This is a genomic window from Pseudomonas serbica, assembly GCF_028823535.1.
Lineage (GTDB): Bacteria > Pseudomonadota > Gammaproteobacteria > Pseudomonadales > Pseudomonadaceae > Aquipseudomonas > Aquipseudomonas serbica.
Map to the genome: position 1 here is coordinate 1 of NZ_JAQIYM010000031.1, position 12,115 is coordinate 12,115.

Annotated in this window: 5 protein-coding genes; 1 reads left to right on the forward strand and 4 read right to left on the reverse strand. The window is 51.0% G+C overall.

All coding sequences use genetic code 11. The features are described 5' to 3' along the window. Nucleotides 1-70: 70 nt before the first annotated feature. The 4 genes from NQL71_RS29465 to NQL71_RS29480 form a co-directional block, all read right to left on the reverse strand. Entirely contained in the window at nucleotides 71-3,484 is a 3,414-nt protein-coding gene (locus tag NQL71_RS29465) for a hypothetical protein (protein ID WP_274643768.1), read from the reverse strand. Nucleotides 3,485-3,559: 75 nt separating this feature from the next. Next, on the reverse strand, nucleotides 3,560-6,988 hold the full coding sequence (locus NQL71_RS29470; protein ID WP_274643769.1) for a hypothetical protein: 3,429 nt from the start codon (nucleotides 6,986-6,988) through the stop codon (nucleotides 3,560-3,562). 30 nt (nucleotides 6,989-7,018) lie between these two features. Continuing rightward, a complete protein-coding gene (locus tag NQL71_RS29475) occupies nucleotides 7,019-9,505 on the reverse strand; it encodes a hypothetical protein (RefSeq protein WP_274643770.1) in 2,487 nt (828 codons plus the stop codon). A 39-nt stretch (nucleotides 9,506-9,544) separates the two neighbouring features. Continuing rightward, nucleotides 9,545-11,344, reverse strand: coding sequence for a hypothetical protein (locus NQL71_RS29480; protein ID WP_248687988.1), 1,800 nt, complete (start codon nucleotides 11,342-11,344; stop codon nucleotides 9,545-9,547). Nucleotides 11,345-11,616: 272 nt separating this feature from the next. Here NQL71_RS29480 and NQL71_RS29485 point away from each other — a divergent pair, with 272 nt between their 5' ends. After that, the gene (locus NQL71_RS29485) at nucleotides 11,617-12,051 is read left to right on the forward strand and encodes a hypothetical protein (protein ID WP_248687987.1); all 435 of its coding nucleotides are present in this window, start codon (nucleotides 11,617-11,619) and stop codon (nucleotides 12,049-12,051) included. Nucleotides 12,052-12,115: the final 64 nt, after the last annotated feature.

Consider the following 12,115-nt stretch of genomic DNA (forward strand, 5'->3'; position numbering starts at 1 on the left):
TAACTTACACTAAGAAATGAATCAAACCATCGACAACGCGGTGATGTAACAGCGTTGTCGAACGGTCAGATCAATATTTTTCAGCCACCAGCACATTACGATTAGTCGGGGTTTTAAAGTTAACCTGAACCCTATGCATATTGCCGTTCACATCATGAATAATCAGTTTCAAACCACTCGTGTAATCAGGCTCGCAATTCAAATCGAAGTTCCAGTACTCGCAACGGTGAAGACTGATCAAAAAACTGCCTTCCGGGCATTCCATACCGGGTTTTACTTGTTTTTCGGGCCTGACAGACTCTGGCATTCGTGCATACAACAAGGGATCGAAATTAAGCACATTGCTGCCAGAGAATGCATAGCCGGTAAAACTGCAAATATCTTCATCGAACTGCCGGCTTTCCCACTGAACGATACTTTTGGCCGCCTCTAATTGGACTGTCTTGAACTTGACTTTCTGGTGATCAACATTAAGTTCCAAGACAAAATAATCTATCGTACTCAAGTCCTTGTCATTACCGTCGTTTTCTCCATCCTCATTCTCATCAGGCTCGTCGGTCCCCGCCGCGCGCTTAACGCTGAAGGTGTAGATACTGCTATCGAAGCTCTCGGGCTCCTTGGCCCCGAGTGTAATCGTGCGTTCACCTTCGGAAGCTTCGCCTACCGCCGTCGAGAAGTAGAGCAACCCATCATCGCCGCGCATCGATGCGGCGATGTCCAGCGTGCCGCTCAGCCGTGACTGAACAAAGTAATTCGCAGTACGTGCCGCGTGCCGAGGCACAACGCCGGATACCGCCAACTCAGGCCCCCCCGGGTACTGATCGAACGTGTTTTTATCAATGCTGTACCCCCAACCGCCTCCCTCGGGTACACCCGCCAGGCCCACGCGGGGCAGTGGCACCCAATTGTTGTGCTGGTCTTTGCCCAACAGCTCTATGCTGCCGATCTCCTCATCGGAGATTAAGCCTGGCTGACCATCGCCAACATCTTTGGGCGTGACCGAAACGTTGACGTTGACTTGTTGCAATCCATTGCTATAGAGCGTGGTGGAGACCGAGTCCGACGTGAGCCTGATCGATTTCAACTCGGTCCATCCGGCCTTTCTGGCGAAGTTGGACAAGTGAATGATGCCGTAGCCCCGGTGCGCGCGCGGGCCATCGCCAAGACTGGCTTGCACCACGGCATAAGGTGTTTCGATGATCTGCGGCGCCGTGAAAAGCCCGGTATCCGCACCGACAGTCCCGTCTCCGGCCAGCAGGTCCCACACAATTTCATCTGGCTCAATGTCGCTGTCGGCAACGCGCAATTGGGTTGAAGCCGTGGCCGGCAAGCCCGGGTGAAACCCAGGCACGACTGGCAAAGTGAAGTATTTGCCCAGCCAAAGGATACTGACGCTGGACTTTTCATCGCCAGCGAGATCCTCAACATCAATGATCACCAATCCGGCAGCCCCTTCCGGAACACCTTCGGGCAGCGTGTAGGTCGCACTCAGTCCATCGGGCGCAACATCCAGATCACCAAAGTCCTCCCGCACCGTCCAGGTCAGTGGCGCAGTGCCCAGGGTCATTGCCCTGATCTTGACCGTCTCAGGCGTTTCACCTGGGGTTGTAATATCGAGTGTCGCGATCGATGGTGTTACACTCAGGGAGTTGGCCACCACGGCTATCAGCGCCGAGGCCTCACGTAGCGTTCCATCATCCGCGGTGTAAGCGGCGGTGATGATGTAGTGCTCGACCAGAGCCTGCAGGTGCGCAAAATCCGGGGCACTGAACACTCCGTTCCGGCTGATGGCGTCAGGTAGCTCGTCTCCGGCCAGGTTATGGGCAGACCAGGTGACTGCAGTGTCTCGAAGCGCAAGGGGCTTGATAGTAAGCTGCAACGTGTTGCCCGCCTTGACCCGACCAAACAAAGGCTCCAGGGTGAACGTGGTTTTTTTCGGGTCGATATGCCCGACCATGAACAAGTCACCGGGCAAGGCGACATTTGTGAGTTTTAAGGCTTGTTCCTGGGGGAATAGTAGATGACTGAGATGGAAGACATTAATATCAGGGATATCAACAGTGTTAAAGACCTCCATCAGCCCTCGAAGGTCGGGAATAAAATACAACTTAAGCGCTCGAATAACGTGAAAAGGAACTCTGGCTGATCCTGCAAAAAAATCGGCCTCAAGTCTTTCAATCAACTGATTTACATTATCAGCCCGAGGTGTAAAAGAAACGACATTAGAGCCAATATCAACTCCAGGCTTCAGCCCACACTTGAGAACTGGCTTTACAACACTGTCGATATATTCTGTTTTGCTACCCGTCGGAAATTTATACGTATGCACTTTAAAGTTAAGGGGCTGCGCCCCCTCCCAGTTGCAGTTCAGCTCGCAATTGGAATCGGCCCCCACCCGAAGTGCCAATTGAGCGTTAGTATTGAACATAGGAAGTTCGATTGGACTCGTATTTTCCACCTCGCCATTATCCAGCAGATCGCCCCAAGATCGGTAAAAATTCTCTCCTGGTATACGCCCCGCAATTGCCCGCAATGAACGCGCAACATAATTGGAAGGCATTTCTCGCTCAAACCCGAGACCGTAACCGACTAAATTCAACAACCTAGGCTCGACAAACCAGTCAAACACCACCCTGCTCGCCAGCACCAACGCTCCGGAATAAAGCAGCTCTCCGCTAACAGGATCCCGATCATCGGGAATCAAGTACGGAAAGTCACTGTCCTTAGTCGGCGTCGAGCCATTGGTCGGGTTATTGCGGGTTCGGATGAACAGGACCACCGCCCCCCCTTCCCCCCCCTCGGAGAGGGTTGCGTTATCCGGGGGTGCCTTCTGGGTACGAATTTGAAACTCGCGGGGTACCAGAAAGTCGTCGTCGTTGAAATCCAGCATCCCCAACTCGTAAACTCTATGTTCTTCTGGTAATCGCTTATACCGCTCTAAAAGAAACCGCCCTAACGCCCATTTTGAAGAATCATCTTCCAGCAGGTTAGTGCTGAAATTCACCGCATCCCCCAGGTCAATAATGACCCTTCGTTGATCGCCGACATGACCCGTTGAAGCAATCAACTCGATGTCCATCCACACCTTGAACCCCTGCTGCGGTGTCACCGTAAAACTGTCCGTGACACGCGAGGGATAACCTGGAATAGCCGCACGCCGGGTGACGGTTCCCGATTCCACCTCCATCGTCAAACGTGCCACGGAATTCGCCAGCGTAGCGTTTTCAAACGACAAACGCGGTGGACTCAATATCAAGCCACTGAGGTCAAGCATTGAGTAACCATTATCAGAAATGTTCACGCTCCCATAGATTTTCTCCAGAAGCCGGTCTCTATCTTCAAAACTCTTGAATCGGGAAATATATTGTTGTTCGAGAAGGCTATTGACCTTGGTCCGGCTCATTGCAACAACCGCGTCCCAACCCAGCGTTACAGACCAGCCTTTCATACGTTCACAAAGGCCGGAAAACGATTGATCCGACATAATTAAACTCCTGCCAAAAACAAACTCGATTGATCGGGCGCGGCACCATGACCGCGCCCGACTGCTGCGCAGCGATTATTGCTTCTCGGCCACTAATGTATTTCGATCGGCCTCTGACCTGAAATTAACTTTCACGCGGTGCTCATTGCCAAACTTATCGAAAATGGTCAACGCCAAACCTTTCGTGTAGTCGGGTTCACAACCGAGATCGAACTTCCAGTATTGGGAACGGTGCAAGCTGATTAGAAACTTCCCTGGCGGGCATTCAAAACCCTTTACAACTGTCTTGTCCGGCCTCACCCGCTTATCCACCTCTCCGGGTGCAGGTGCCGCAGGGTTCGGCATACGCAAATACAAGTTCTGATCAACGTTAAGAACACTGCTCTGCGCCAGTGCATAGCCGGTAAAACTGCAGATGTCTTCTTCGAACTGCCGACTTTCCCATTGAACAATGCTTTTCATCGACTTGAATTCAATGGTTCTAAAGTCTATTACCCGACCTCGGCTGGTAAGTCCAAGATAATAGTAATCAATGGTATCCAAATAGACGTCATTGTTCTCCTGACCTTTGACCCGCTTGCGCTCCATCGTGTAAGCCGAGTTCGAAAAATCCGGCAGGCGCTCAGGGGTTATTTCGATCACCCGTTTATCAGCGACTGATCCGCCTTTTTCATTCGAGTAATAGGGCAGTCCATTATCTCCACGCATGTAGGCCGCGATTTTCAACTTCGCATCCGCTCGTGTCTGCACATAAAACGTACGGCGCCGACCGTTAGGGCTTCGTTCTGCCAGGGCTGGCAGGGACTCCATTGCAGGGCCTTGATACTGGTCGAACTCGTTCTTGACATCGGTATAGCCCCAAGCATCCCAAGCTTCTCCCGGGGACTCGGGTTTAGGGGGCACGCCGTCCCGGCCCAACATATTGATAGGTTCCCCCCCTTCCGTGACCAGTTGGATACTGGCCAACTCTTCGTCAGATACATCGACTTCCACACCGTCGACGTCATTGGGCCTGACCTCGACTATGACAGTGACTTGTTGCCGGCCGTTTCTCGTTGTCCACGTAGTGAGTGAGTCGGTTGTCAGCCTGAAAAAGTCCAGCGTTTTCCATTTGGACTGCCGGGCATAATTGGACAAGCGAATAAGGCTATAGCCCCTGTGCGCACGTGGACTGGTGCCAGTGGCCGCCAGTATGACCGCATAGGGTGAACGAATTTCATCGGGGGCCGTGTATGCACCGGTCACCGGGTCGATCCGGCCTTCTTTGGTCACCATCGACCATACAACGTCCGAGTTATCCTCTTCATTATCCACACGCAACTGGGTAACGGCTTTCGCCGGCAGTCCTGGGTGCAGGGCTGGCGCGACGGGTAGTGTAAAGGCGCTGTTAAGCAAAATAATCGTAGCAAACACTTTATTGCCACTGGTCAGGCCTTCAACCTCAATCTCAATCGGAAGTAAAGCCTCGCTGATTGCCTCGGGCTGGGTGTATGTCGCCTCGTCGCCTGTCTCATGCAACTCACCCGGTCCACGCAAGGTCCACTTCAGCTTCTCTTCCTTCAAGAGTGTCACCTTGAGCTTGACCGGGACAGGCGAAGAGTCCGGGTCCCTGCCCGAACTCTCCATATCAATGGTGAACATCGACGGTGTGACAGTCATCGGGTCAGCGACCACCACCACCATCGCCGACACAAAGCGCTCCGCACCTGTATCGGCATTTTTATAAGAGACGGTGACGACATTACGCACCGCCAGATCATCGATCATCTCTGCCGTGGGTGCAGTAAACGTACCGTCATCGGAAATATCTCCCGTGGCACGACTGCCGTCCACTGCACGCACACGCCAGGTCACATCGGTAATCGGCTCCCCGTTGGTCTTCAAGTCGAATGCCAATTGCTCACCGACTCTAACCCGCCCGAACAAGGGCTCCAGAGTGGCCGAGACTTGTGTCGGGTCGATGTGGCCCGCCAGGAACAAGTCACCTGGAAGCGCCGCCTTGGTCAGGCGCAGGGCGTTTTTTTCTGGAAAGAGCAGATGGTTGATGTGGAAAACGTTGATGGCCGGAAGAGCCATCCTTTTGAGCCCGTCTACAAGACGCGAAGTTACACCCTCCAGCGTTACTCTTAGACTTTCAAAGATCCACCTCGGTGTCTGGTCTTCATAATCTGGGGGCATCCAATCGCTATCGACACTGAACTGATGCCCCGGTTCACGTTCGAAGGTTACGGCGTTGGACTCTGCATCGACGACAGGCGCCAGCTCAAACTTCACCTTAGGCATGCCATACCCCGTGTAAGGATAGTCTCTATTGCCAAAGCCCAACACATAGAGTTGTGTGAATCGTAGGGCCACCGGTTGATGACCAAACCAACTACAATCAAACATGAACCTTTGGTTCGCCGAAAACCGAAGTGCCTTGGTAGAATCCCCGTGGTAATAGCCCATTTTAAAGGGGCCTTCATTTTTAACGGCGGCCGATATGTGAGTTATTGAATTTTCGTGGACATGCTTATAGTTGAAATCTTTGAGTGATATCCCCCCCGACACCGCCCTCAGCGATCGCGCCACATGATTAGAAAGTACTTCGCGCTGAACCCTCAGGTCGTTGCCAACCGTTTGCATCAGGTAAGGCTCAAGGAACCAATCAAACACCACCCGGCTGGCAAGTACCAGCGACCCGGAATAAATGGGTTGCCCCGTACCGGGATCCAGATCATCAGGGATCAGATAAGGAAAATCACTGCCCTGACCTGGCGTCGAGCCATTACTTGGGTTATTGCGGGTTCGAACAAACAACACTACAGCGCCGCCTTCACCGTCCTCACTGAGCACGGCATTGTCCTGCGGGGCTTTATGGGTACGAATCTGGAACTCGCGTGGCACCAAAAGATCATCGGCGTCAAAGTCCAGCATGCCCAATTTATAGGTCCGCATGGCCGGCGGGTAACTGGCATACACTTTATGGAAAAGATTGCCGAGGGCTATCTGATCCATACTTTCTTCAACAAGATTACTGGTGAAATCGTAGGCTTTACCCAGATCGATAATGACCTGCCCCTGCCCTTGTTCATCTTCCTCTACAAGACCGGTCGCAAACATCAAGTCGATGTCCGCGTATACTTTATAGCCTTGCTGTGGTGTAACGACGAAACTGGACGTAACTCGGGACGGCAAGTTCGGACCGTCAAACCGCCGGCTCACCATGCCGGCCTCGACATCAAAGGTCAAACGCGCTTTGGAATTGGCCAGATTTGCATTTTCGAATGACAACCGTGGCTGACTCAATACCAAGCCATCCAATTCCAGCACGGCATAACCGAAGATTGAGTGTTCACCGGAAATTTTCTTTAAAAAATTGTCATTCCTGAAGCGATTAATATATTGCTGTTCCAGCAGGCGATTAACTTTTGCACGGCTCATCGTCACAACTGCATCCCAGCCCCTGGTAATAGACTTGCCTTGCATCGACTGGCAAAGGCCGTCAAATGATTGAGTAGACATAATCTGGTGCTCCGAAAATTACTGATTCAACTAAGATTGCCAGACGGCGGACGGATTATTTTCGTCAAACATTGCCGGCGCCTGCGAATAGGTACTCAATGGCAGTGGCAAGACAATAAATCCATAATACCCCCTCGAACCTGAACCCCACTGAGCAGTGACAATGGCAAAACTGTTCTGCAAAGAGGCAGGCTCCTTATAGATAGCGCTGACACCACTTTGAATATCTAACGCCCCCCCCGCCCCACCACTTTCCAGCAGTGCCAAGGTAAAATCGTCGGGATCATCACCCTCCTCCATTTTTACCCGTAGTTGTATCTTTCCTGTGGAGGGCTCAATAGTCTTGTCATCTTCGAGGTACAAAGTGGATGTATAACTATGAAAAAGAATTTTTATCTGCTTCGGCGCACCACCAGATGCGTTGACCTCAATCGTATCGATAATGAACGGATCAGTATTTTTTGGCCCTTGCACGTACATGCGGGTACAAGGATTGTCCTTATCTTGGGGATCCGGTATCAGGTAAGAGCCACTCGTTGACGGCAGAAGCTCCCATTTCGGGGCACTCCCATCGATGGTTTCTGCAGTCAGTTTCAAATAATAATCTTCAGGTTTACCCAAGGTCACAGGCGCAGTCACCTGAAAAATCGGATTCACGGCGATGGTGCTTTTCATGACCGAAATCATCGCCAAGGCTGTTACCGGCTTGTTATCAAGGCTGCCCTCGGCTTTCACCAGAACGGATAATTGATTAACTTTCAACTCGACAGGTGCCTGATACAGGCCTTGTGGACTGATGGTGCCAACATTGACCTCTGTACCATCCGGATCCGAGACGCTCCACAAGACAGTGGGTACATCCGCCCCCCTTCCCAAGACCTTGAACTGCAGGGTTTTCCCGATTTCGACCAGGCTCTGATCTGCCGTGATGCCCATGCTGGTACGAAGCGGATCAATCTCCCCCATCAAGAACAGATCACCGGGAACAGAGGCCCGGGAAAGATGCAAGGCTTGCGTAAAGTTGGGGTCCTTGTAGTTTCCAAACAGCAGATTTCGAATCAGGAAGGTATCAATATTGGGTACGGGTACGTGTTGAAGTAGCTTATTCAGATGTGGGTAATAGGAGTTGTATAAGTGGGCATCAAATTTTTCATATTTCTCTTTGTCAAAGATATCAAGCAACCACCCATGTTCTGACGCTTTCAGGATCAGGCGTGGAACAGCTATGCGCTCGAAGCTGACAACCCCGTCCTTTTCATCCAGCTTTACATCGTAATACACTTTGTACACGGTAGTTAGCCGTATACGCCCATTAGTCACAAGAGGTTGGGGTTCTATTTCAGGATGCAGGGGGAACCATGTCCTCAGTCTGAATCCAAACTGCTGCGTAGTGGTTCGCCATAGCAAGACAGGACGCCGACTTTCCACTCTAAGAGTTAGCGGTGTATCGCCTGTGCCCAATCGGAAATCAATTCTAAGGGTTTCGGAATTATTCGCCTTACAGATACTGGTGTGAAATATGTTATAATCATATTCAAATCCTGGCACAGGAATGCTGCCAGTATTCGCCGTCAATGCCCACGCCAAGTCCGCAGCGCCATTGTAGGGCGAAAAATCAATGCCATGGCCAATACTTTCAATGGCGTAGGGCCTTATGACTTTATCGAACAATACCCGGCTGGACAGCAACATTGACCCCGTAAATTTTTCGCCCACCTCGTCTTTGGGGATCAGGTAACGAAACCCATTCGGATTATCCGGATTTGGTTTGGGAGGTACTTCCCCAGGCTTGCCACCCGCCAGGGTGATAAACATCATCACGGCACCAGCACCCGGATTGACATCCGCGCGCCCCGCTATCACCGGTGCCTTGAGCGTACGAATTTCGAAACTTTCAGGCGTGAGCGCCTCATTGGATTCCGGGCCAAGACGACCCAACGGAAAAACCTTCAGATCGTCGTCCAATTTTTCAAACATTAGCTTGAACTGGTTTCCTATCGTTATCTGGTCCATGCCACTGACAACAAAGTTGGCTTTGAAGTTCTCTCCCTTACTGATATCCAGTGTCACCAATCGCTCGCCGGACACACTGCCTGGCGTATTCTCCAGAGGTAGTGTCATGGACAGCTGAGGACCACCCAACGGCAGCAACTCCTGAATCCGATCGATTCGCGACGGAATACCTGATAGTACCACCCTGGTGACAATAGCCCCTCCCACCATGTCCATGGTCAGGTCAGCTTTGGAGTTTGTGAAGTCGATCGATGCGTTATCAAACGATAACTTTGGAACGCTTAGCCTGAGCCCGTACAACTCCGACCGTTCATTACCAGTCGGATCTAAAGTCCTCGTAATGGGAGGAATATAGCCTTTATCGCTACTAAAACGTTCAACATACAACTGATGCAGTAATTCATTGGTTTTACGCTGATCGTACGATACTACCGCGTCCCAGCCATGCGTTTGGGATTTACCATCCATCCATCCCAACAGTTCTGCTACGGTATAATTACTCATCACGTGACTCCCTGACGAAAATTTAACAACCGGGTATCATTAGGCCTGCAACTGCAGGGACAACGTCTTGAATAACGTATCTGTGACGCCACCATCAAAGCTGACGCTAAACCAGATCGAAAATTGCTGACCATCAGCCAAGGGCTGCAAATGTTCGGGGCGCAACCAATCACGAACACCATTAACGGTTTCTTGTTTGGTTACATGGCGAGACGCTATGATCTCTTTCTCGATAGATCCCGGCCCCGTCAACCACATCCGAATCGTTTGCGCCTCGGCAATGTAAATCCAGGTCGAGGGTCTGAATGTTAACGACACGCCTCCCGCTGGCACAGCAGAACGCTTGAGTATTCCTGGGTTACCAATCGAGGCCTTATCGCAGACAATCACCCCCAAACGGTCCTGCGGAATCTTCAATACACTTAGCTTATAGGGTTTCGAGGGAGAACCTGGCGTTCCAATGGGGGCATCCTTGGGCTTGACGCTATAATAAACCTCGACAATTCGAGCTATATCCGGCGGAATAACATGCTCAGGGAAGTTAAACTTTTTAGGACTTCCGTCGACGGGCTGTGTCACTTCATATGGTGAACCGAACCCGTTCCAATGCATCGTTGCCTGCATGCCTTCGGGAATAACAACAGTGGACGGTATACTGACGTTGACACCGGTCATGGCAAAAAACTGTGTGTCCAGCTTGCCATCGACCTGATCATCACCCAGTAGTGCATCCTCGACTATCGGCGCGAGTAAATCCAGAGGTGCCAGAACACCCAGGTCTCGCACTTCTGAGGCGCCACTGGCGTCAGCGCGTAGATACTGATAACTCACAGAAATGCGATACCCGTCATTCACCGCAAGCCATTTATGTTCAAGATGAATTTCTATTTTATCGGTATCAATATTGGACAAATCAATGTTCTGGGATTTGATCACTGTTCTGTCTGCACGCCCCCCAATCCAGTACAGGATCAGCGTATCGCCACTGCGAATGCCCTGCCACGGTGTCACCAACAGGGTAATGCCTTTTGGATAGGCAGTCGGGTCAAGCGTGTCACCACTGAACTCCTTAATCCGCACAGCCTCAAGTGTCGGGGTGACAGGGGGAACAATTATAAGTTGCCTCTGAGCAGAGACCGCGCTGGGTTTCAGCGTAGGGGCTGCATAATTTATCGTATAGCTTAATTTGACCCTTCCGCTTTTAATTTTGGTCGCTTCGGTTTTTGGTATACCACTCCATTTCAGCACATTGCCGATATGCTCGTCCGTCACCGTCAACGTTCGAGTCAATGCTGGCAAAGGCGCGCCCGTTGAAGTTATACCCTCCCACTTAAATATCACCGTATCGCCTTTGGACATTGCGCGGTAAGGAGGCGCGACAGGGATAAAATCAGTTACGCCAAGCTCCGGATCAAGATGCTCGTCATGGGACTCTTTTATTTGCGGTGCCGGTAGCAAGTCTCTTTTTCCGACATAAAAAAATATTCGATTTGACTCCACTTTGTCATCCGGCAGGCCGTTCACGCGCTCAAGCAGGTAGGAATAAAACACTTCACCCCGGTCCACTCTATGCACAAGCCCGTTTTCCATGGGCATCGGCATACCGTGTTCAGGATCGACGATCGAGTGGTCGTAATAAACGGGGTTAACGTCCTCATTGGCGTAATCGATAGGTTCCCCTTCAGCACTGCGCCCCCACCAGGACGGGTATAGAGCATCGCCATCTTCCGGGCTGTCATAGCGGGCAAATGTATTTAATAGCGCCCCCCCCAGTTCCTCCAGGTCAATCGCATTATTCTTCAATAAGGGAATTGTCGGTGCGGGCGGTCGATTGTTCATTGTCAGGCTCCTGAGGCGCGAGCGAACTTTTCATGCCCGCCGGTTCAGTGCTTTTTTACGCTCATTATTCAACGTTGTGTACTAGCAGAACTGCTAGGTTGCGCGAGCGCGTAGAAGTGTTAATGTCACCCAAGAAAAGCTCAACCAAGTCGACAGCTTTGAATCATAGAGTTCCACATCTATAACTACAGAGGTTATTTCTCATGTTTAGATCAAGCAAAAAACCATTATACCTCGCACTTTTATTGACCGGCCTTCAAACGAGTATAGCAATGGCACAAACGTCCTACCCAGATGGTAAAATGGAGCTCTTTAATGACAATGGAGTACTTAAATGTTCAATGCCATTTGTCAGCGGAACTTTCCAACTTAACGTTAATGGGCCTTGTAACTCCAACACATGGGATGACGTCGCTTCTTTCACAGTCGTTGGCGTCCCCTCAGCCTCGACATTTACGCTTTACGACGATGAATATTGTCGCAATAGAACCGATCAGGCCTACATCTATACATTCAAAGTCGTTAAAAATCCGACCACCACACCAGAACTTGTACTTATCGAGTCGGCGGGGGTGACTGAAGTTGGGCAACTGGTACACGGCACAACACTACGAATGGAATATAAACTTCGCAATCGAGATGCCAGAGACTTGTTAGGCTGTGTACGTATCGTGCGCTCCGACGTACCCCAGAACAACAAAAAATAACAGATGTCTGCTCACTCGAGCTTCAGGTCCTCCTTCATCGCCTAGTTGTGTTGACTAGCCCCCT